The sequence below is a fragment of the Streptomyces sp. NPDC049585 genome (assembly GCF_040675615.1).
Taxonomy (GTDB): Bacteria; Actinomycetota; Actinomycetes; order Streptomycetales; family Streptomycetaceae; genus Streptomyces; species Streptomyces luteosporeus.
This window is the reverse complement of record NZ_JBFAPE010000002.1, coordinates 180,935-205,000: the sequence shown is the minus strand read 5'-3', so window position 1 is coordinate 205,000 and position 24,066 is coordinate 180,935. Positions and strand designations below refer to the sequence as shown.

Here is a 24,066-nt window from a genome sequence, read left to right as displayed (position 1 = left end):
TATGAAAAGCCGTCAATAACACGTCGAAAACCCGGCTCATTAACTTCCCCGCAAGATCGCAATGAGCGAACGAGGAGTCGGATTGATGGAAGGTGTCCCGATGCCGTACGAGTCCCTGCGGGACCGGCTCGCCGCGCACGCGACCCGTACGCCGGAGCGCACCGCGCTCACCGGCGCGGGACGGCGGTGGAGCTACCGCGAACTGGACCGGGACACCGAGGTGCTGGCGCGGCGGCTGTACGACGTCGGCGTGCGCGCCGGTGACGTGGTGGCCGTGCACGCCGAGCGTGATCCGCATCTGGTGCTGGCGTTGGTGGCCGTGCTGAAGGTCGGGGCCGCCTTTACCGTGCTGGATGCGGGGCATCCGGGTGCTCGGGTTGCCGACTGTGCGGCTGCGGCTGCGCCGCGGGCTTGGCTGACGTGTGCGGCTGGTCCGGTGCCGGCCGGGGACGGGGTGCCGGTACTGGACGTACCGGGGGTCGTTGCTGCCGGTGGGTCGGTTGGCGCCCACCCGTCCCGCCCAGCGGGACGCCTGCCCGCCAACGCGTATGTTGCGTTCACTTCCGGGACCACCGGGAAGCCGCGTGCTGTTGTGGGCGCTTGGGAGCCCGTTGCGCACTTTCTTGAGTGGTACAGCCAGGCGTTTGCGCTCGGGGCCGGGGATCGGTTCGCCGCGCTGGCCGGGCTCGGGCATGACCCGTTGCTGCGCGATCTGTTCACACCCCTGTGGATCGGCGCCGAAGTGCACTTCCCCGACGTGCCGTTGCGCGACGCCGCCGCGCTGGGCCGGTGGCTGGCGCAGGCCGGCGTCACCGTCGTCCACCTCACGCCCGGTCTCGCCGACGCCCTCGCCGACGCCGCCCCCGCGGGCGGCTGGCCGGCGCTGCGGCAGGCCGGCTTCGGCGGGGAGGCGCTGGGCTGGGGGACCGCCCGTACCTGGGCGCGGCTCGCGCCCGGTGCGCGGCTGCTGAACCTCTACGGCGCCACCGAGACCCCGCAGGCCGTCTCCGTCCTCGTCGTGCGCGAGCCGGGCGGCCCGCTGCGGGCCGAGTCCGGGGCCCGTGTGCCGCTGGGGCCGGGCATCGACGGCGTGACGCTGCTGGTGCGTGGCGAGGACGGCACCCTCGTGGACGCCGGCACCGCCGGGGCCACCGGTGAGCTGGTCGTGCGCACCCGGTACCTCGCCCGGTACGCCGACGCCCCCGAGGTGCCCGCCGAGTACGCCACCGGCGACCTCGTGCGCGCGGCCGGCGACGGCACGCTCACCTACCTGGGGCGCGCCGACGACCAGGTCAAGATCCGCGGTTTCCGCGTCGAGCCCGGCGAGGTGGAGGCCGTACTGCGCGCCCACCCCGGGGTCTCGGGCGCGGCCGTGACCGTCACCGAGGACGCCTCCGGCGACCGCGGTCTCGTCGCCCACGTCGTGGGCGACACGGCGGGGCTGCGCGAGCACGCCGCGGCTCTTCTGCCCTCCTACATGGTCCCCTCGGTCTTCGTGGCGCTCGACGCCCTCCCGCTCACCCCCAACGGCAAGGTGGACCGCGCCGCGCTGCCCGCCCCGGGCGCCGCGGCGGCCGCAGCGCGCGGCCGGGCGCCGCGCACGCCGCGCGAGGAGGTGCTGTGCGGGCTGTTCGCCGAGGTGCTCGGCGTCGCGCAGGTCGGCATCGACGACGACTTCTTCGTGCTGGGCGGCCACTCGCTCAAGGCCAACCGCCTGATCAACCGGGTGCGCAAGGTCTTCGGCGCGGCCCTGTCCGTGCACACCCTCTTCGACGCGCCGACGGTCGCCGCCCTGGCCGCCCGCCTCGACGCGGAGGCCGGCTCGCACCGCCCGGCCCTTCGCCCGGCCGAGCGCCCCGCGCGCGTGCCGCTGTCCGCCGCCCAGCAGCGTCTGTGGTTCCTGCACCACATGGACGACCTGGAGGACGGCGCCGCCGCGTACAACGTCGCCCTGCGTGTGCACCTGCGCGGCCGGCTGGACCGCGGCGCCCTCGCCGCGGCCCTGGCCGACCTCACCGACAGGCACGAGTCGCTGCGCACCCGTTACCCGGCGGTGGACGGGGAGCCGTACCAGGACGTGCTGCCGGCCGGCGACCACCGCCCGCAGCTGGCGGTCGTCGCCGCGGGCGACGGCCTGGAGGAGGCCGTCACCGAGGCGGCCCGCCACCGTTTCGACCTCGCCGCCGAACCGCCCTTCCGTCCCACGCTGTTCACCGTCTCCGACGACGAGCACGTGCTGCTCCTGCTGCTGCACCACATCGTCACCGACGGCGGCTCCCTGGCGCCGCTCAGCCGCGACCTGTCCACCGCGTACGCCGCCCGGCTCGGCGGCCGTGCGCCGCAGTGGGCGCCGCTGCCCGTGCAGTACGCCGACTACGCGCTGTGGCAGCAGGGCCACCTCGGCGACGAGCAGGCCGCGTACTGGAAGGAGCGCCTCGCCGGCCTGCCCGAGGTGCTCGAACTGCCCACCGACCGGCCCCGGCCGGCCGTGGCCAGCAACACGGGCGGCCTCGTCCCGCTGAGCCTGGACGCCGACCTGCACCAAAGCCTCACCAAGCTCGCCCGCCGCACCGGCACCACGGTCTTCATGACCGTGCACGCCGCGCTGGCGGCGCTGCTCACCCGGCTCGGCGCCGGCACCGACATCCCCCTCGGCACGCCGGTGGCCGGCCGCGGCGACGAGGCCCTCGACGACCTCGTCGGCTTCTTCGCCAACACCCTCGTCCTGCGCACCGACACCTCCGGCGACCCCACCTTCCGCCAGCTGCTGGGCCGCGTGCGCGAGGGCGACCTGGCCGCCTTCGACCACCAGGACGTGCCCTTCGAGCGCGTCGTCGAGACCGTCAACCCGGCCCGGTCGCTGGCGCACACCCCGCTGTTCCAGACGATGCTGACGTTCGCCGGCTCCACCGGCGCGCAGTTCGCGCTGCCGGGCCTGACCGCCGACCTGACCACCGTCGACAAGCGCGTGGCGAAGTTCGACCTGTCGTTCGTCCTGCAGGAGGAGCACACGGCCGACGGCGCCCCGCAGGGCATCACCGGCAGCCTGGAGTACGCCGCCGACCTCTTCGACGAGGACGGCGCCCGCGCCGTCGCCGACCGCCTGGTGCGGCTGCTGGCCGCCGCCGCGGCCGAGCCCGACCGGGCCATCGGCGAGCTGGAGATCCTCTTCCCCGAGGAGCGCCACCAGCTGCTCTCCGGCTGGCACGGCGAGGAGCGCGAGGTCGACGCCACGACGCTCACCGCGCTCTTCGAGGCCCAGGCCGCCCGGACCCCGCACGCCGTCGCCGTCGAGCACGCCGGCACCACGCTCACCTACGCCGAGCTCGACGCCCGCGCCAACCGGCTGGCCCGGCTGCTCGTGCGCCGCGGCGTCGGCCCCGAGCGGTACGCGGCCGTCGCGCTGCCCCGCTCGGTCGACCTGGTCACCGCCCTGCTCGCCGTGCTCAAGGCGGGCGGCGCCTACCTGCCGCTCGACCTGGCGTACCCGGCCGAGCGCACCGGCTTCATGCTGGCCGACGTCCGGCCCGTCACCGTCATCGGCCACGGCGCACAACTGCCCGCGCTGCACGAGGCCATCGCCCTGGCCGGCCCGGCCGACGAGGCCCCGGACGTCCTGCTCCTCGACGAGGACGCGACGCACGCCGCCCTCGCCGCCGAGGCCGACGGCGCCCTGGACGACGCCGAGCGCACGACGCCGCTGCGGCCGTCCCACGCCGCCTTCACCATCTTCACCTCCGGCTCCACCGGCCGCCCCAAGGGCGTCATGGTCGAGCACCGCTCGCTGGTGCAGTACCTGTCGTGGGTCCGCGAGGCGTACGACTGCGTCGACGGCCGCGCGCTGGTGCACTCGCCGGTCTCCTTCGACCTGACCGTCACCGGCCTGTTCGCCCCGCTCATCACCGGCGGCTGCGCCCACCTCGTCCGCCTGGACGGGCGCACCGACCCCGACGAGGTCACCGAGGCGACCCGGCCGACGTTCGTGAAGGCCACCCCCAGCCACCTGCCGCTGCTGCTGGAGCTCGACGACCGCTTCTCCCCCTCCCGCCAGCTGGTGCTGGGCGGCGAGTCGCTGATGGGCGAGGTGCTGGACCTGTGGCGGGCCCGCCACCCGCAGGCCACCGTCATCAACGAGTACGGCCCGACCGAGACCACCGTCGGCTGCACCGAGTACCGCATCGAGCCCGGCGAGCGCGTGCCCTCGGGCGTGGTCACCATCGGCCGCCCCATCTGGAACACCCAGATGTACGTGCTGGACGCCGCGCTGCGCCCGGTGCCGGCCGGGGTGCCCGGCGAGCTGTACATCGCCGGCGACCTGGTCACCCGCGGCTACCTGGGCCGCCCGGCCCTGACCGCGGGGCGCTTCGTCGCCAACCCGTACGGGCCGCCCGGCAGCCGCATGTACCGCAGCGGCGACATCGTGCGCTGGGCGCGCGACGGGCAGCTGCAGTTCGTCAGCCGCGTCGACAACCAGGTCAAGCTGCGCGGCTTCCGCATCGAACTCGGCGAGATCGAGACCGTCCTGGGCGCCCACCCGCAGGTCACCCAGGCCGCCGTCGTGGTCCGCGAGGACCGGCCGGGCGACCGGCGCCTGGTCGCCTACGTCGTCGGCGACACCGCCGGCCTGCGCGAGCACGCGGCGGCCGAACTACCCGAGTACATGGTGCCGTCGGCCTTCGTCACCCTGGACGTGCTCCCGCTGACCCCCAACGGCAAGCTCGACCACCGCGCCCTCCCCGCGCCCGCCTCCAGCCGGGCCGGCAGCGGCCGGGCGGCACGCACGCCGCGCGAGGAGATCCTCTGCGGCCTGTTCGCCGAGGTCCTCGGCCTGGACGCGGTCGGCGCCGACGACAACTTCTTCGCGCTGGGCGGCCACTCCCTGATGGCCACCCGCCTCATCAGCCGCATCCGCACCGCCTTCGGCGCCGAGCTGCCGATCCGGGCCCTGTTCGAGGCCCCGACCGTCGAGCGCCTCGCCGAACGGCTCGCCGAGGCCGGCGAGGCCCGGCCCGCCCTCGTGGCCGCGCAGCGGCCCGAGGTGCTGCCGCTGTCCTTCGCCCAGCACCGGCTGTGGTTCCTGAGCCGCCTCGAAGGCCCCAGCGCCACCTACAACGTGCCGCTGGCCGTACGCCTGTCCGGGCCGGTCGACACCGACGCCCTTCAGGCGGCCCTCGGTGACGTGGTGGCCCGCCACGAGAGCCTGCGCACCCTCTACCCCGAGGTCGACGGCACGCCCGTCCAGCGCATCCTGCCCGCGGACGAGGCCACGGTGCGGCTGACGGTCACCGACACCACCGACGCCGACGCCGCGCTGCGCGAAGCGGTCGGCCACGCCTTCGCGCTCGACACCGAACTGCCGCTGCGCGCCACGTACTTCCGCGAGACGGCCGAACAGGGCGTACTCCTCGTCCTCATGCACCACATCGCCGCCGACGGCTGGTCGACCGCGCCCCTGCTGGCCGACCTCACCGCCGCCTACACCGCCCGCCTGGCGGGCGAGGCACCCACGTGGCAGCCGCCGGCCGTGCAGTACGCCGACTACGCGCTGTGGCAGCACGACGTCCTCGGCGACGAGAACGACCCCGCCGGCGTCGCCGCCCAGCAGGCCGCGTACTGGAAGGAGCGCCTGGCCGGGCTGCCCGAGCTGCTCGACCTGCCCACCGACCACGCCCGCCCCGCCGTCGCCTCGCACCGCGGCGAGCAGGTGGACTTCGCCCTGCCGGCCGACGCCCACCGGGCCGTCACCGAGCTCGCCCGCCGCACGGGCACCACGGTCTTCATGACCGTGCAGGCCGCCCTCGCGGCCCTGCTCACCCGCCTCGGCGCCGGCACCGACATCCCCCTCGGCACCGCCGTCGCGGGCCGCACGGACGAGGCCCTCGACGACCTGGTCGGCTTCTTCGTCAACACCCTCGTCCTGCGCACCGACACCTCCGGCGACCCCACGTTCGAGGAGCTCCTGGCGCGCGTCCGCGAGACCGACCTGGCCGCCTACGCCCACCAGGACATCCCCTTCGAGCGCCTCGTGGAGATCGCCAATCCGGCGCGCTCGCTGGCACACCACCCGCTCTTCCAGGTCATGCTCGTCCTGCAGAACAACGCCGAGGGCACCCTCGACCTGCCGGGCCTCGCCGCCACGACGCTGGAACTGCAGGCGGCGGCCGCCAAGTTCGACCTGTCCTTCAACCTGCACGAGCGCTTCGCCCCCGACGGGACGCCGGCCGGCATCGGCGGCGGCCTCGTCTACGCCACCGACCTGTTCGAACGGCACACCGCCGAGGACATCGCCGGCGGCCTGGCCCGCCTGCTCACCGCCGCGGCCGCCGACCCGGCGCGCACCGTCGGCGAGCTCGACGTCCTGGCCGCCGAGGACCGCGCCCGGCTGCTGGGCGGCGACTGGAGCGGGGAGCCGCGCGCCTTCCGCACCGCCTCGGTGCCGCAGCTGTTCGCCGAGCAGGCGGCCCGCACCCCGGACGCCGTCGCGCTGGTCGCCGGCGGGAACACCGTCACGTACGCCGGGCTCGACGCCCTCGGCAACCGCGTCGCCCACCGCCTGCTGGCGCACGGCGTCACCGCCGAGACCCGCGTGGCCCTGCTCCACGACCGCTCCGTCGAGGCCGTGGCCTGCCTGCTGGGCGTGCTCAAGGCCGGCAGCGCGTACGTACCGCTCGACGCCCGCCACCCGGCCTCCCGCATCCGGGCGATCCTGGCCGCGTCCGGCGCGCAGGTGCTGCTCACCGACCGGCCGGCCGCCGAACTCGGCGACCTGCCGGAGCAGATCACCGTCGTGCCCGTCGCCGAGGCCGTCTCCGGCACCGCCGACCACGACCCGGGCATCACCGTCCACCCCGGACAGCTGGCGTACTCGATGTTCACGTCGGGCTCCACCGGCACCCCCAAGGGCGTCGCGACCACCCACGCCAACATCGTCGCCTTCTGCGCCGATGCCACCTTCCACACCGGCCGCCACCGCAGGCTGCTGCTGCACTCGCCGCTCGCCTTCGACGCCTCGACGTACGAGATGTGGGTGCCGCTGCTGGCCGGCGGCCAGGTCGTCCTCGCCCCGCCCGGCGACCTCGACCTGCCCGCCCTGGCCCGCACCATCACCGAGGAGGGCATCACCAGCGTCTTCCTCACCGCCGGTCTCTTCCGGCTGATCGCCGAGGAGCACGTGGCGTGCCTGCGCGGCGTCCACGAGGTGTGGACCGGCGGCGAGGTCGTCTCCACCGCCGCCCTGCGCCGCGTCGTCGAGGAGTGCCCCGACACCACGGTCATCGACGTCTACGGACCGACGGAGACCACCACCTTCGCCACCTTCCACCCGCTGCGCCGCCCGTACGACTACCCGGGCACCGTCCCGATCGGCGCGCCGATGGACAACACCGCCGCGTACGTCCTGGACGCCGCGCTGCGCCCGGTGCCGGTGGGCGTGCCCGGCGAGCTGTACCTGGCCGGCGCGGGCCTGGCCCGCGGCTACCTCGGCCGCCCCGACCTGACCGCGGGCCGCTTCGTGGCCGATCCGTACGGGCCGCCGGGCTCCCGGATGTACCGCACGGGCGACCTCGTGCGCTGGGACCGCGACGGGCAGCTGCACTTCACCGGCCGCGCCGACGACCAGGTCAAGATCCGCGGCTTCCGCATCGAACTCGGCGAGATCGAGAGCGTGCTGCTCACGCACGACGCGGTCGCCCAGGCGGCCGTGGTCGTCCGCGAGGACCGGCCCGGCGACAAGCGCCTGGTCGCCTACGTCGTCGGTGACGCCGAGGGCCTGCGCGAGCACACCGCGGAGCGCCTGCCCGAGTACATGGTCCCGTCCGTCTTCGTGACGCTCGAGGCCCTGCCGCTCAACCCCAACGGCAAGCTCGACCACAAGGCACTGCCCGTCCCGGACCCGACCGACCGGCCCGCCGGGCGCGCGCCGCGCACCCCGCGCGAGGAGGTGCTCTGCGGCCTGTTCGCGGAGGTGCTGGGGCTGGAGAGCGTCGGCATCGACGACGACTTCTTCGCGCTGGGCGGCCACTCCCTGATGGCCACCCGTCTCATCAGCCGCATCCGCACCGTCTTCGGCGTGGAACTGGCCATCAGGGCCCTGTTCGAAGCACCGACCGTCGCGACGCTCGCCGGTCACCTGGACACCGCCGAGAAGGCGCGTCCGACACTCCGGCCGAAGCTGCGGCCGATGAAGAGGTCTGTTGAGGAGATGTCATGATTCCGCTCTCTTACGCGCAGCACCGGCTGTGGTTCCTGAACCGCCTCGAAGGCCCGAGCGCCACCTACAACGTCCCCCTCGCCCTGCGCCTGACGGGCACCGTCGACACCGACGCCCTCGAGGCGGCCCTGCGTGACGTGGTGACCCGCCACGAGAGCCTGCGCACGGTCTTCCCGGAGACCGACGGCGTGCCCCGGCAGCGCATCCTGCCCCCGGAGACCGGCTTCACCGGCCTGACCGTCACCGACACCGACACCGCTGATCTCGACGCCGCACTGCAGCAGGCGGTCGGCCACGCCTTCGCGCTGGAGACCGAACCGCCCCTGCGCGCCACGCTCTGGCGCACCGACGCGACGCACAGCGTGCTCCTGGTGCTGATGCACCACATCGCCGCCGACGGCTGGTCGGTCGGCAACCTGCTGCGCGACCTGTCGACGGCCTACACCGCCCGCCTGGAGGGCGGCGCCCCCGGCTGGGAGCCGCTGGAGATCCAGTACGCGGACTACGCGCTGTGGCAGCGCGAGGTCCTCGGCGAGGAGGACGACCCCGCCAGCCTCGCCTCCCGCCAGGCCGCCTACTGGGCCGAGCAGCTGGCCGGCGCGCCCGAGCTGCTGGACCTACCGGCCGACCGGCCGCGCCAGGCCGTCGCCGGGCACACGGGCGACACCGTCCCGCTGACCGTGGACGCCACCACGCACGCCCGCCTGGCGGAGCTGGCCCGCACCCACCGGTGCAGCCTGTTCATGGTCGCCCAGGCCGGCCTCGCCGCCCTGCTCACCCGCCTCGGCGCGGGCACCGACATCCCCCTCGGCACCGCCGTCGCGGGCCGCACGGACGAGGCGCTCGACGAGCTCGTCGGCTTCTTCGTCAACACCCTCGTCCTGCGCACCGACACCTCCGGCGACCCCACCTTCGCCGAACTCGTCGAGCGCGTCCGCGACACCGACCTGGCCGCCTACGCCCACCAGGACATCCCCTTCGAGCGGGTCGTGGAGGCGGCCAACCCGGTGCGCACCCTGGCGCACCACCCGCTCTTCCAGGTCATGCTCGTCCTGCAGAACAACGCGTCCGGCACGGTGCAGCTGCCGGGCCTGGCCACCGAGGTCGAGGACCTCAACGCCAGGACGGCGAAGTTCGACCTGTCCTTCACCCTGCACGAGCACCACGACGCCACCGGCGCGCCGGCCGGCCTGACCGGCGGTCTGACCTACGCCACCGAGCTGTACGACGAGGAGACGGCCGCGTACCTGGCGGCGTGCCTGTCCCGGCTGCTGGCGAGCGCCGCCGCCGACCCGGCGCGGCCGGTGAGCGCGCTGGACGTCCTCTCGCCCGCCCAGCGCGAGCGGCTGCTCGTGGAGTGGAACGACTCCGCCCGCGACGTCGCCGAGGGCACGCTGCCCGAGCTGTTCGCGGCGCGCGTCGCCGAGACCCCCGACGCCGTGGCGGCCGTGTCCGGCACGACCGAGCTGACGTACGCGGAGCTGGACGCGCGCGCCAACCGGCTCGCCCACCACCTCGCCGGACTCGGCGCCGGCCCCGAGCGGATCGTCGCCGTCGCCCTGCCGCGCTCGGTGGAGTGGCTCGTCGCGCTCCTCGCCGTGGTCAAGGCGGGTGCCGCCTACCTTCCGGTCGACCCCGAGTACCCGGCCGAGCGCATCGCCTACATGCTCGACGACGCCGCACCCCTGTGCGTCGTCACCGACACCGCCACCCGCGACCGCCTCCCGGCCACGGCGAACGTGCTGGTGCCGGACGAGGCGGAGCTCGCCGGGCAGCCGTCCCACGCCCCGCAGCCGCAGCTGACGCCGGCGAACGCGGCGTACGTGATCTACACGTCCGGCTCGACGGGCCGCCCCAAGGGCGTCGTCGTCACCCACACCGGCATCGCCAGCCTCGTCGCCGAGCAGATGACCGCCTTCGGCGTCGGCACCGGCAGCCGCGTGCTGCAGTTCGCCTCGCCGAGCTTCGACGCCGCGACGTGGGAAGTGTGCATGGCCCTGCTCTCGGGCGCCACGCTCGTGCTGGCCCCGCGCGAGGAGCTGCTGCCGGGCGACGCGCTGGCCGCGACCCTGCACCGGCATGCCGTCACCCACGCCACGCTCCCGCCGGCCGCCCTGGCCGTCCTGCCCGACGGCGCGCTGCCCGAGGGCATGACCCTGGTCGTGGCGGGCGAGGCCTGCGCCCCGGACCAGGTCGCCCGCTGGTCCACCGGCCGCCGGATGATCAACGCCTACGGGCCGACGGAGACGACCGTCTGCGCCACGATGAGCGGCCCCGTCTCCGGCACCGCCGTGCCCCCCATCGGCCGGCCCATCGCCAACGCGCAGGTGTACGTGCTCGACGCGGCGCTGCGCCCGGTGCCCGTGGGCGTCGCCGGCGAGCTGTACGTCGCCGGCGCCGGCCTGGCCCGCGGCTACCACGGGCGCCCCGACCTCACGGCCGGCCGCTTCGTCGCCGACCCGTACGGCCCGGCGGGCTCCCGGATGTACCGCACCGGCGACCTCGCCCGCTGGGACCGCGACGGACAGCTGCACTTCGTCGGCCGCGCCGACGACCAGGTCAAGCTGCGCGGCTTCCGCATCGAACTCGGCGAGGTCGAGTCGGTGCTGGCCGCGCACGAGCGCGTGGTCCAGGCCGCGGTCGTCGTCCGCGAGGACCGCCCGGGCGACCGGCGCCTGGTCGCCTACGTCGTCGGCGACACCGAGGGCTTGCGCGAGCACGCCGCCGCCGAACTCCCCGAATACATGGTGCCGTCGGCCTTCGTCGCCCTCGACGCCCTGCCGCTCACCCCCAACGGCAAGCTCGACCACAAGGCCCTGCCCGCCCCGGACACCACCGAGCGGCCCGCGGGGCGTGCCCCGCGCACGCCGCGCGAGGAGATCCTGTGCGGCCTGTTCGCCGAGGTCCTGGGCCTGGACGGCGTCGGCATCGACGACAGCTTCTTCCAGCTGGGCGGCCACTCCCTGATGGCCACCCGCCTCATCAGCCGCATCCGCACCACGTTCGGCGCCGAACTGGCCATCCGCGACCTCTTCGAGGCCCCCACCGTGGCCGCCCTCGCGCCCCGCCTGGACGACGCCGGCTCCGCCCGCAACCGGCCCGGCGCCGACCGCGAGCGCCCCGAGGTGCTGCCGCTGTCCTTCGCCCAGCGCCGGCTGTGGGTGCTCGACCACGTCGAGGGCCCCAGCGCCACGTACAACGTGCCGCTCGCCCTGCACCTGACCGGCACGGTCGACACCGACGCCCTGCGCGCGGCGATCGGCGACGTGGTGGCCCGGCACGAGAGCCTGCGCACGGTCTTCCCGGAGACCGACGGCGTGCCCCGGCAGCACATCCTGCCGGCCGGCAGCGGTTTCACCGGCCTGACCGTCACCGACATCGACGCCGCTGATCTCGATGCCGCACTGCGGGAAGCAGCGGGCCACGCCTTCGCGCTGGGCACCGAACCACCGCTGCGCGCCACGCTGTTCCGCACCGACGCGCAGCACGGCGTGCTGCTCCTGCTGATGCACCACATCGCCGCCGACGGCTCGTCCGCCGGCCCGCTGCTGGCCGACCTGACCGCCGCGTACACCGCCCGCCTGGCGGGCGGGGCACCGCAGTGGCAGCCGCTGCCGGTGCAGTACGCGGACTACGCGCTGTGGCAGCACGACGTCCTCGGCGACGAGGCCGACGCCGCCAGCACCGCCGCCCGCCAGGCCGCCTACTGGACCGAGCGCCTCGCCGGCCTGCCCGAGCTGCTCGACCTGCCCACCGACCACGCCCGCCCCGCCGTCGCCTCCTACCGGGGCGACCAGGTCGGCTTCTCGATCGGGCAGGAGACCCACCAGGCGCTGTCCGCACTGGCGCGCCGGACGGGCGCGACGACCTTCATGGTCGTCCAGGCGGCACTCGCCGCCCTGCTCACGCGCCTCGGCGCCGGCACCGACATCCCCCTCGGCACCGCCGTCGCGGGCCGCACGGACGAGGCACTGGACGGGCTCGTCGGCTTCTTCGTCAACACCCTCGTCCTGCGCACCGACACCTCCGGCGACCCCACCTTCGCCGAACTCGTCGAGCGCGTACGGGAGACCGACCTCGCCGCCTACGCCCACCAGGACCTGCCCTTCGAGCGCCTGGTCGAGATCGCCAACCCCGTCCGCTCCCTCGCCCACCACCCGCTCTTCCAGGTCATGCTGACCCTGCAGAGCCAGGCCGAGGCCGCCGTCGAGCTGCCCGGCCTGACCACGCGGGTGGAGGGGCTGGACGCCGGTGCGGCGAAGTTCGACCTCTCCTTCAGCCTCCGCGACCGCTACGCCGCCGACGGGACGCCCGCCGGCATCGACGGCAGCGTCGTCTTCGCCACCGACCTCTTCACGGCCGGCACCGCCCGCGGCATCGCCGACCGGCTCGTGCGCCTGCTGCAGGCCGCGGCGGACGCGCCGGACGCCCCGGTCGGGCAGCTGGAGGTCCTCGCGCCGCAGGAGCGCGAGCGGCTGCTCGTCGAGTGGAACGACTCCGGCCGCGACGTCGCCCGGGGCACCCTGCCCGAGCTGTTCGAGGCGCAGGCGGCCCGTACCCCGCAGGCCGTCGCCCTCGTCCACGGCGGGACGACGCTGACGTACGCCGAGCTGGACGAGCGCGCCAACCGGCTCGCCCACCACCTCGCCGGACTCGGCGTGGGCCCGGAGCGGATCGTCGCCGTCGCCCTGCCGAAGTCCGCCGCCCTGGTGGTGGCCCAGCTCGCCGTGGTGAAGGCGGGCGGCGCCTATCTGCCGGTCGACCCGGAGTACCCGGCCGAGCGCATCGCCTACATGCTCGACGACGCCGCACCCCTGTGCGTCGTCACCGACGCCGCCACCCGCGACCGGCTGCCGCAGGCCGTGCCCGTCGTCGACCTCGACGGCACCGACCTCACCGGCCGCCCGGTCCATGCGCCGCAGCGCACGGCGGTGCCCGCGAACCCCGCGTACGTCATCTACACGTCCGGCTCGACGGGCCGCCCCAAGGGCGTCGTCGTCACCCACACCGGCATCTCCAGCCTCGCCGCGGGCCAGATCGAGGTCTTCGGCGTGACGCCGGACAGCCGCGTGCTGCAGTTCGCCTCGCCGAGCTTCGACGCGGCCACGTCCGAGATGTGCATGGCCCTGCTGGCGGGCGCCACGCTCGTGCTCGCCTCCCGCGACGAGCTGCTGCCCGGCGAGGACCTCGTCCGTACGCTCGCCCACCACCGCATCACGCACGCCACGCTCCCGCCGGCCGCCCTGGCCGTCCTGCCCGACGGCGCGCTGCCCGACGGCATGACCCTGGTCGTGGCGGGCGAGGCCTGCGCCCCGGACCAGGTCGCGCGGTGGTCCACCGGCCGCCGGATGATCAACGCCTACGGGCCGACGGAGACGACGGTCTGCGCCACGATGAGCGGCCCGGTCTCGGGCGCCGTCACCCCGCCGATCGGCCGGCCCATCGCCAACGCGCAGGTGTACGTGCTCGACGCGGCGCTGCGTCCCGTGCCCGCCGGGGTGCCCGGCGAGCTGTACGTCGCCGGCGCCGGCCTGGCCCGCGGCTACCACGGACGCCCCGACCTCACCGCCGGCCGCTTCGTCGCCGACCCCTACGGGCCCGCCGGCTCGCGCATGTACCGCACCGGCGACCTGGCGCGCTGGGACGAGGACGGGCAGCTGCACTTCGTCGGCCGTGCCGACAACCAGGTCAAGGTCCGCGGCTTCCGCATCGAACTCGGCGAGATCGAGGCCGTCCTGGCCGCCCACGACGGCGTGGCCCAGGCCGCGGTGATCGTGCGCGAGGACCGCCCGGGCGACCGGCGCCTGGTCGCCTACGTCGTCGGCGACACCGGCGGCCTGCGCGAGCACGCCGCCGCCGAACTCCCCGAGTACATGGTCCCCTCGGCCTTCGTCGCCCTCGACGCCCTGCCGCTCACCCCCAACGGCAAGCTCGACCACAAGGCCCTGCCCGCCCCCGGCCAGGGCGAACGACCCGCCGGACGCACCCCGCGCACCCCGCGCGAAGAACTCCTGTGCGACCTGTTCGCCGAGGTCCTGGGCCTGGACGGCGTCGGCGCCGACGACAACTTCTTCGAGCTCGGCGGCGACAGCATCCTGTCCATCCAGCTGGTCAGCCGCGCCCGCAAGGCCGGGCTCGTCCTCACCGCCCGGGACGTCTTCAAGCACCAGTCGCCGGCCGCCCTCGCGCTGATCGCCGCGGACAGCGGCGCCGCCACGGCCCAGGAGGCACCGGACGCCGGCGTGGGCACCCTGCCGCTGACGCCGATCATGCACTGGCTGCGCGAACTCGGCGGCCCCTCGGACGGCTTCAACCAGTCGATGGTGGTCCAGGTGCCGGCGGGCGCGGACGAGGACCGGCTGCTGCGGGCCGTCCAGGCCCTGCTGGACCGGCACGACGCCCTGCGCCTGCGCCTGACCGGCCCCGACGGCTGGACCCCCGAGATCGCCCCCGTCGGCGCGGTCGCCGCCGCCGGCTGCCTGGAGCGCGTGGACGTCACCGGCCTGACCGGCGAGGCACTGGCCGAGGCCGTGGCCGTCCACGGCGAGGCCGCCCGGCAGCGGCTCGCCCCCGCGGACGGCGCGGTGCTGCGACTGGTGTGGTTCGACGCGGGCACCGAGCGGCCCGGCATGCTGCTGATCGTCGCCCACCACCTCGTGGTCGACGGCGTCTCCTGGCGCATCCTGCTCCCGGACCTCGCCGCCGCCTGGGAGGGCGCGGCCGACGGCGCCACCCCCGCCCCGGACCCCGTACCGACCTCCTTCCGCCGCTGGTCGCAGCGGCTGACCGAGGCCGCGGCCGACCCGGCGCGCACGGCCGAACTCCCCGTGTGGCAACGGGTGCTGGACACCCCCGACCCGCAGCTGGGCACCGTCGCCCCCGACCCCGGGCGCGACGTGGCGGCGACCACCGTCTCCGTCACCCTGCGGCTGCCGGCCGAGGTGACCGAACCCCTGCTGACGTCCGTTCCGGCCGCCTTCCACGCCGGCGTGAACGACGTCCTGCTGACCGGCCTCGCCCTGGCGGTACGCGAGTACCGCACGCGGCGCGGCCACGGCGCCGGCGCCGTCCTGCTGGACCTGGAGGGCCACGGGCGCGAGGAGATCCTGGACGGCGCCGAACTCTCCCGCACCGTCGGCTGGTTCACCTCGCTCTTCCCCGTCCGCCTGGACCCCGGACCGGTCACCGACGCCGACGTGCGCACGGCCGGCCCCGAGCTGGGCCGGGCCCTGAAGCGGATCAAGGAGCAGCTGCGCGAGCTGCCCGACAACGGCATCGGCCACGGCATGCTCCGGCACCTGAACCCGGACACCGCCCCCCGCCTGGCCGGGCGGGCCGCGCCGCAGATCGGCTTCAACTACCTGGGCCGCTTCCCCGCCTCCGGCGGCGGCGCCCCCACCGCCGACTGGGCCGTGGTGCCCGGCGTGAAGGGGCCCGCACCCCGCGACGGCGCCATGCCCGTCGGGCACACCCTGGAGATCAACGCGATCACCGAGGACCGGCCCGGCGGCCCCGAGCTGAGCGCCGTGTGGACCTGGCCGGCGGCACTGCTGACCGAGGCCGAGGTCCGCGAGCTGGCCGAGGGCTGGTTCCGCGCGCTACGGGCCCTGGCCGACGCCACCGCCACCACCGACGTGGGCGGCTACACCCCGTCCGACCTCTCGCTGGTCGAGCTGAGCCAGGACGAAATCGACGATCTTGAAGCTGAATTGAGGGAAATCGCATGAAGACTTCGGGTCTTGAGGATGTCCTGCCGCTGTCTCCCCTGCAGGAGGGCCTCCTCTTCCACGCGCTCGCCGGTGAGGCGGGCGACACGGACGTCTACAACACCCAGCTCTTCCTCGACCTGGAGGGCCCCCTCGACGTCGAGCGGCTGAAGACCTCGGCGCGCGCCCTGCTGCGCCGCCACGCCAACCTGCGCGCCGGCTTCCGCCAGCGCAAGAACGGCCAGGCCATCCAGGTCGTCCACCGCGAGGTGCCACTGCCCTGGGCGGACGTGGACCTCTCCGCCCTGCCGGAGGCCGTGCGGGAGGCGGAGCTGACCGCGCTGCTGGAGGCCGACCGCGTCCGCCGCTTCGACCTCGCCGTCCCGCCGGCGCTGCGCTTCACCCTCGTCCGCCTGGGCGCGGGGCTGCACCGCCTGGTGATGAGCAACCACCACATCCTCATCGACGGCTGGTCGGCGCCCGTGCTGCTGCGCGAGCTGCTCACGCTGTACAAGGAGAACGGCTCGGACGCGACGCTGCCGCCGGTCACCCCCTACCGCGCCTACCTCGCGTGGCTGGCCCGCCAGGACGCCGGGGCGGCCAAGGACGCCTGGCGCCGCGCCCTCGACGGCCTGCAGGGCCCCACCCTCGTCGTGCCCGCCGACCCCGACCGGCCCGGCATCCTGCCCGCCTACCGCTCCACCGACCTGCCCGAGGAGCTCACCGCCTCCCTGGAGGCCATGGCCCGCACCCGCAACCTGACCGTCAACACCCTCCTGCAGGGCGTGTGGGCGCTGGTGCTGGCCGAGCTGACCGGCCGCGACGACGTGGTCTTCGGCTCGGTGGTCTCCGGCCGCCCGCCGGAGATCCCCGGCATCGAGACGATGGTCGGGCTGTTCATCAACACCGTGCCCGTGCGCGTGCGCCTGGACCGCGGCGCCTCGCTGGCCGCCAACCTCACCCGGCTGCAGGAGGAGCAGGCCGACCTGCTCGACCACCAGCAGCTGCGCCTGGGCGAGGTGCAGCGCCTGGCCGGGCACGGCGACCTGTTCGACACCGCGCTCACCGTCGAGAACTACCCCTCCGACGGCTCCGGCAGCCAGGAGGTCGCCGGCCTGCGCGTCGCCCGCGTCTCCGGCAAGGACGCCGCCCACTACCCGCTGCGCCTGATCGCCGGCATGGCCGGCCGGCGCCTGCACGTCCGCCTGGAGTACCGCCCCGACCTCTTCGACGAGGCCGCGGCCGACGTCCTCGTCGCCCGTGCGGAACACCTGGTGCGCACGGCCGTCGAGCAGCCGGAGCTGCTCCTCGGCGACGTCGAGCCGCTCACCGCCGCCCAGCGCGCCCTGCTGCCCGTGGCGGCCCCCGCCGAGGCGTCCGCGCCGGTTGCGGCCCGGGTGCGCCGGGAGCGCGAGCGCAGCCCGCAGGAGGAGATCCTGTGCGGCCTGTTCGCCGAGGTGCTCGGCAAGCCGGCCGTCGCCCCGCACGAGGACTTCTTCGAGCTCGGCGGCCACTCCCTCTCGGCGATCAAGCTGCTGGGCCGGGTCCGCGCGACGTTCGCCGTCGAACTGCCCGTGCGCGCCCTGTTCGAGGCCCCCACCGCCGCCCTGCTGGCCCAGCGCCTGGACCAGGGCCGCACCGCCCGCGAGCCGATCCGCCCGGCCGTGCGCCCCGAGCGCGTGCCGGTCTCCTTCGCCCAGCGGCGGCTGTGGTTCCTCGACCGCCTGGAGGGCCCCAGCGCCACCTACAACATCCCCATGCCGCTGCGCCTGACCGGCCGCCTCGACGAGCAGGCCCTGCGCGCCGCGCTGGGCGACGTCGTGGCCCGCCACGAGAGCCTGCGCACCCTCTTCGGCGAGCACGAGGGCGTCCCGTACCAGCGCATCCTCGACGCCGGCGAGCACCGGGCCGAGCTGGCCGTCGTCACCACCGACGCGGCCGGCCTGCCGGCCGCCCTGGCGAAGGCCGCGCGCCGGCCCTTCGACCTGGCGCTGGAGACGCCGCTGCGCGCCACCTTGTTCCGGGTGGGCGAGGAGGAGCACGTGCTGCTCCTGCTGCTGCACCACATCGCGGGCGACGGCTGGTCGGCCGCCCCGCTGGTGCGCGACCTGGGCGCGGCGTACACCGCCCGCACCGCGGGCCGCGCCCCGGCCTGGGAGCCGCTGCCCGTGCAGTACGCCGACTACACGCTCTGGCAGCACGAGCTGCTGGGCGACGACGGCGACGCCGACAGCGTGCTGGGCCGCCAGCTGGCCCACTGGACGCAGGCGCTGGCCGGGGCGCCCGAGCTGCTGGCCCTGCCCACCGACCGGCCGCGCCCGGCGGTCGCCGACCACCGCGGCGACTACGTGCACCTGTCGGTCGACGCCGCCACCCACCGCGCGCTGGTCTCCCTGGCCCGCGCCCACCGCTGCAGCCTGTTCATGGTGGTGCAGGCGGGCCTGGCCGCCCTGCTCACCCGCATGGGCGCGGGCACCGACATCCCCATCGGCACGGCGGTGGCCGGCCGCGGCGACGAGGCCCTGGACGACCTGGTGGGCTTCTTCGTCAACACCCTGGTGCTGCGCACCGACACCGCGGGCGACCCGGGCTTCGGCGAGCTGCTGGAGCGCGTGCGCGAGACCGACCTGGCCGCCTACGCCCACCAGGACATCCCCTTCGAGCGCCTGGTCGAGGCCGTCAACCCGGTGCGCTCGGCGGCCGCGCACCCGCTGTTCCAGGTGATGCTCGCCTTCCAGAACAACACCGGCCCCGCCCTCGAACTGCCGGGCCTGACGGTGGGCTTCGAGGCCACGGGCGCGGGCGTCGCCAAGTTCGACCTGTCCTTCAGCGTGGCCGAGAGCCATGGCGCCGACGGCGAGCCGGCCGGGCTGCGCGGCATCGTCGAGTACGCCACGGCCCTGTTCGACCGCGAGACCGCCCAGGAGCTCGCCGACCGCCTCGCCCGGCTGCTGTCCGCCGCGGCGGCCGACCCCAAGGCCCCGCTCAGCCGCCTGGAGGTGCTGGCCGACGCCGAGCGCGAGCAGCTGCTGCAGGGCTGGCACGGGCCCGTCCTCGACCTCGAAAGGGCGCCGCTCGGCGAACTGTTCGCGGCCCAGGTCGCACGCACCCCCGACGCCGAGGCGCTGACCTCTCACGACGGCACCTCGCTGACGTACCGCGAGCTCGACGCGCGCGCCAACCGCCTGGCCCACCGCCTGGCCGACCTGGGCGCCGGCCCCGAGCGGTTCGTGGCCCTCGCGCTGCCGAAGTCCGCCGACCTGGTCACCGCCCTGCTGGCCGTGGTCAGGACCGGTGCCGCCTGGGTGCCGCTGGACCCCGCCTACCCGGCCGAGCGCCTGGCCCTGATGCTGGCCGACGCCGACCCGGTGTGCGTGCTCACCGGCTCCTCGGTGAGCGCCGCCCTTCCCGCGGACGCACCCGTCGTCCTGCTGGACGACCCGCAGTTCGCCGCCGAGGTCGCCGAGCGGCCGGCCACCGCCCCCGCCGTGACCGTGCGGGCCGACCACCCCGCGTACGTCATCTCCACCTCCGGCTCGACCGGCACCCCCAAGGGCGTCGTCGTCACCCACCGCGGCCTGGCCGCTCTCGCCCACAACCACCGCACCCTGCACGGCGCCGGACCGGGCAGCCGGGTGATCCAGTTCGTCTCGCCGAGCTTCGACGTGTCGGTCTCCGAACTGTGCATGGCCCTGCTGACCGGCGGCACCCTCGTGGTGCCGGACGGCACGCCCATCGGCGAGGAGCTGGCCCGCTTCCTGGCCGAGCAGCGCATCACCCACGCCCACATGCCGCCCTCGGTCCTGGCCGGCCTGCCCGCCGTGGACCTGCCCGACCTGCGCACCCTGATCGTCGGCGGCGAGGTCTGCGCCCCCGAGCTGGTGGCCCGCTGGGCGCCCGGCCGCCGCCTGGTCAACGGCTACGGCCCCACCGAGGCCACCGTCGAGGTCACCTCCGCGGTGTGCGACCCGCAGGCCGGGCCCGTGCAGCCCATCGGCCGGCCGGTGGCGAACGCCCGCGCGTACGTGCTGGACGCGGCCCTGCGGCCGGTGGCCGCCGGCGTCGTCGGCGAGCTGTACCTGGCGGGCGACGGGCTGGCCCGCGGCTACCTGCGCCGGCCCGCCGTCACTGCCGCCCGCTTCGTCGCCGACCCCTACGGTCCGGCCGGTACCCGCATGTACCGCACCGGCGACCTGGTGCGCCGGCGCCGCGACGGGCAGCTGGAGTTCGTCGGCCGCGCCGACGACCAGGTCAAGCTGCGCGGCTTCCGCATCGAGCTCGGCGAGGTCGAGTCGGCCGTCGCCGAACAGGCGGCGGTCGCCCGAGCGGTGGCCATGGTCCGCGAGGACCGGCCCGGCGTGCGGCGCCTGGTCGCCTACGTCGTCCCGGCCCCCGGCGCCGGCGCCGCGGACGTTGCGGCCCTGCGCTCGCGGCTGCTGGGCCGGCTGCCGGAGTACATGGTGCCCTCGGCCTTCGTGCCGGTGACGGAGATCCCGCTCACCCCCAACGGCAAGGCCGACCACCGGGCGCTGCCCGAGCCGCCGGCCGCCCCCGCGGGCCGCGCCCCGCGCTCGGGCCGCGAGGAGGTGCTGTGCGGCCTGTTCGCCGAGGTGCTGGGCGCCCCGGGCATGGGCATCGACGACAACTTCTTCGAGTTCGGCGGGCATTCGCTGCTGGCGTCCAAGCTGGCCGGCCTCATCGGCGCGGTGCTCGGCGCCGAGGTCTCCGTCCGTACGATCTTCGCCGCACCCACCCCGGCGGCGCTGCTGGAGCGCATCGACGGCGGCGACGCGGCCGGCGGCTTCGACGTCCTGCTGCCGCTGCGCACCACCGGCACCCGCCCGCCGCTCTTCGCCGTCCACCCCGTGGGCGGGCTGAGCTGGTGCTACGCGGGCCTGCTGCGCGCACTGGACGCCGACCAGCCGCTGTACGGCCTGCAGTCGCGCGGCGCCGACGGCAGCGAGCCGCCGGCGGCGACGCTCGCCGAGATGGTCGCCGACTATGTGGCGCAGATGCGTTCCGTGCAGCCGGCGGGCCCCTACCACCTGGTGGGCTGGTCGCTGGGCGGCGCCCTCGCCCAGGCGGTGGCCGCCGAACTGCGCCGCCAGGGCGAGGAGGTGGGCCTGCTGGCCCTGCTCGACTCCTACCCGGTGGAGGCCGACCGCAAGGAGCCGCTGGAGACGGAGCGCATCCTCACCGACATGTTCCAGGCGTACGCCCGCATCCACGGCGAGTCCGACGTGGTGCCCGGCGACCTCGCCGCGGTGCGCCGCGCCGTCGTCGGCTACATGGGCCGCGGCTCCAGCGAGTCCCGGCACCTGGACGAGGAGCAGCGCGCGGCGGTGCTGGACGTGCTGGTGAACAACGTGCGCCTGGTGACGCCGGCCGAACCCGCCCCGTACGACGGCGACATGCTGCTGGTCGTCGCCACCGAGAACCGCCGCGAGTGGGCGGACCCGGCCGCGTGGGAGCCGTACGTCTCCGGCGCGGTGGAGCTGGTGGAGGTCGCCACCACGCACGAGCGGATGACCGAGTCGGCCCCGCTGGCCGAGATCGGCCGCCTGCTGGCGGAGCGCCTGCACCGGGTGCCGGCCGCGGCCCTGGTCTGAGGCGCCTTTTCGCCGGGGCGGTTCCCTGAATTCGGGGAACCGCCCCGGCGGGCTTTCGGGCGAGGTTCGGGCGGGCTCGAGCGAGTGGGCTTCAGCGGCGGGCTTTAGCGGGCGGGAATTGCCGCGATAGTCCGCCGATAATTCGGCTTTTTAGGCTCCCGGCCACCAGTTCCCGGCCGGGAGGCGGAATGAATCACTCCGCTAGCCCGGCACAGCAACGCGGAGGTCGTGAAATCGTGCCGGACGAAGCGGAGGACACCATCGTCGAGGGCCGCAGGCCCCCCGGGATACCCCGGCCCCTGCGGCGCGGCCTGCTCGCCGCCGTCGTCGCCGCCGCGGTGGCCGTCCCGGTGACCGGCGCCCCCTCGCAGGCGCGCGACGTGCAGACACCCGCCCCACCGGCCCTGCCGGCCCTGACGGCGGACACCCTCGACGCGCGCTACCGGCTCACCCGGCAGGCCGCCGAGGACGCGGCCGCCGCCGCCGAGCGCGCCGACGACACCGACCGCGCCGCCGCCCTGCGCGCCCTGGCCGCGCCCGGCCGGCACTTCCTGTCCTTCGACGGGCGCGGACGCGGCCGGGCCGTGGAGGTCGTCGGCGACGACCTCGCCACCGCCTCCACGGTCACCGTCCTCGTCCCCGGCGCGGACACCACCGTGCGCCACTTCGACAGCCACGGCCCGGCCTGGGCCGCACCCGGCGGCGGCGCCCGCGCCCTCGCCGGCCAACTGCGCGGCGACGACCCCGGCGGCCGCCACGCGGTCGTCGCCTGGCTCGGCTACGACACCCCGGAGACCATCAGCGGCGCCGTCATCACCCCCGGCCGCGCCCGGGAGGGCGCACGCAGCCTGCTGACCTTCCTGACCGGGCTGCGCGCCGCCGCCCCGCACGCCCGCCTGACCCTGCTGTGCCACTCCTACGGCTCGGTCGTGTGCGGCAGCGCCGGCCCCGGCCTCGACGCCGCGCACGTCGCCGACGTCGCCCTCTACGGCAGCCCCGGCAGCGGCGCCACCACGGCGGCCGGCCTGGGCACCGCGGCCCGCGTCTGGGCCGGCCGGGCGAGCGGCGACGGCATCGCGCGCGTCCCGCACGTCTCCCTGCGCCTGCCGCTCGACATCACCCTGGGCCTGGGCACCGACCCGGTCTCCGGCGCCTTCGGCGCCCGCCGCTTCGCCGCCGGCAGCGGCGGCCACGGCGACTACCTGCGCCCCGGCGGCACCGCCCTGCGCAACCTCGCCCTGATCGCGCTGGGCCGCACCGCGGACGTCACCACCACGGGAGGCGACCGTGCGTGAGACCGTCACGGCGCTCGCCCACCGCGTGCAGAGCGCCACCCCCGCCCGCCGCGACCGGGCCGTGGACGCCCTGCGCGCCTTCGGCATCTGCGGCGTCGTCCTGGGGCACTGGCTGGTGACGGCCGTCGTCCAGGACGGCGACGGACACCTGTACACCGACAGCCCGCTCAAGCACCTGCCCGCCCTGACGCCCCTGTCCTGGGTGCTGCAGACCCTGGCCGTCTTCTTCCTCGTCGGCGGCTACTCGGCCGCCCGCAGCTGGGAATCCGCCCGCGCCCGCGGCGAGTCGTACGGGCGCTGGACCGCCCGCCGGCTGGGACGGCTGACCCGCCCCGTGCCCGCCGTCCTGGGTGTGTGGATACCGGCCGCCCTGTGGCTGACGGCCGGCGACGCCGGCTGGGGCACGGTGCGCACGCTGATCGCGCTCGTGGTCTCCCCCCTGTGGTTCCTGTGCGTCTTCGCCGCCCTGACCGCGGCCACCGCCCCCGTCGTGGCGCTCGTACGGCGCCTGGGCCCCTGGGCCGCGCTGCTGCCGGCCGCCACGGTGGCCGTCGTGGACGCCGCCCGGTTCGGCTGGAGCACCCCGGAGCAGCTGGGCTGGCTGAACGTGCCGGCCGGCTGGCTCGTCCCGTACGTCCTCGGCACCGCCTGGGCCGCAGGTCACCTGCGCGGTGTCCGCGCCCCGCTCGCCCTGCTGGCCGGCGGCGCGGCGGCCGCGGTCGCCCTCGTCGTGGGCTGCGGCTACCCGGCGAGCATGGTCGGCGTGCCCGGGCAGGACGTCTCCAACCTCAGCCCGCCCACCCTCGCCGCCGTCTGCTTCGGACTCGCCCAGACGGGCCTCGCACTGGCCCTGCGCGGACCGCTGCGCCGCCTGATGCGCCGCCCCCTGCCCTGGATGCTCGTCGCCGGGCTCAACCTGAGCGCGATGACGGTGTTCCTGTGGCACCAGACGGCCATGCTGCTGACCACCTGCCTGGGCCTGACCGCCGGCCCGCTGCCCGGCCTGCACACCGCCCCCCTCTCCTTCGGATGGGCCCTGGAACGGCTCGCCTGGCTGCCGGTGTTCGCCGTCGTCCTGGGCCTGCTCATGCCCTCCTTCCGGCACCGCGAGCACGCTCCCGCAGACGCCCGCAAACGCCGGGGCGCATTTATCCGTGGGAGAGCTGAATTGATATTCCACCGATAAAGCCCCCGCCTAGTGTCGCTGAGGAAAGTAATCCGATGAATTATCCGGGTGGAGGGTTGCG

The 24,066-nt window shown here is 75.5% G+C and carries 5 protein-coding genes; all 5 read left to right on the top strand.

Annotation, left to right across the window (positions count from 1 at the left end; genetic code table 11):
* Nucleotides 1–85: 85 nt before the first annotated feature.
* The 5 genes from AB0K17_RS03255 to AB0K17_RS03235 all read left to right on the top strand — a co-directional run bounded on the left by AB0K17_RS03255 (nt 86) and on the right by AB0K17_RS03235 (nt 24,005).
* Nucleotides 86–8,209: an amino acid adenylation domain-containing protein gene (locus AB0K17_RS03255; RefSeq protein ID WP_365981931.1), complete on the top strand. Its 8,124-nt coding sequence runs from the start codon at nt 86–88 to the stop codon at nt 8,207–8,209.
* Entirely contained in the window at nt 8,206–15,936 is a 7,731-nt protein-coding gene (locus AB0K17_RS03250) for an amino acid adenylation domain-containing protein (RefSeq protein WP_365981930.1), read from the top strand. The genes AB0K17_RS03255 and AB0K17_RS03250 overlap by 4 nt, the downstream gene beginning before the upstream one ends.
* Nucleotides 15,933–21,524 carry an amino acid adenylation domain-containing protein gene (locus AB0K17_RS03245; protein WP_365965023.1) on the top strand — a complete coding sequence of 1,864 codons (5,592 nt, stop codon included), beginning with the start codon at nt 15,933–15,935 and terminating at the stop codon, nt 21,522–21,524. The genes AB0K17_RS03250 and AB0K17_RS03245 overlap by 4 nt, the downstream gene beginning before the upstream one ends.
* 236 nt (nt 21,525–21,760) lie before the next feature.
* Nucleotides 21,761–22,819 carry an alpha/beta hydrolase gene (locus AB0K17_RS03240; RefSeq protein WP_365965022.1) on the top strand — a complete coding sequence of 353 codons (1,059 nt, stop codon included), beginning with the start codon at nt 21,761–21,763 and terminating at the stop codon, nt 22,817–22,819.
* Nucleotides 22,812–24,005: an acyltransferase gene (locus AB0K17_RS03235; protein ID WP_365981929.1), complete on the top strand. Its 1,194-nt coding sequence runs from the start codon at nt 22,812–22,814 to the stop codon at nt 24,003–24,005. Before AB0K17_RS03240 ends, AB0K17_RS03235 begins: the two co-directional genes overlap by 8 nt.
* Nucleotides 24,006–24,066 lie beyond the last annotated feature (61 nt).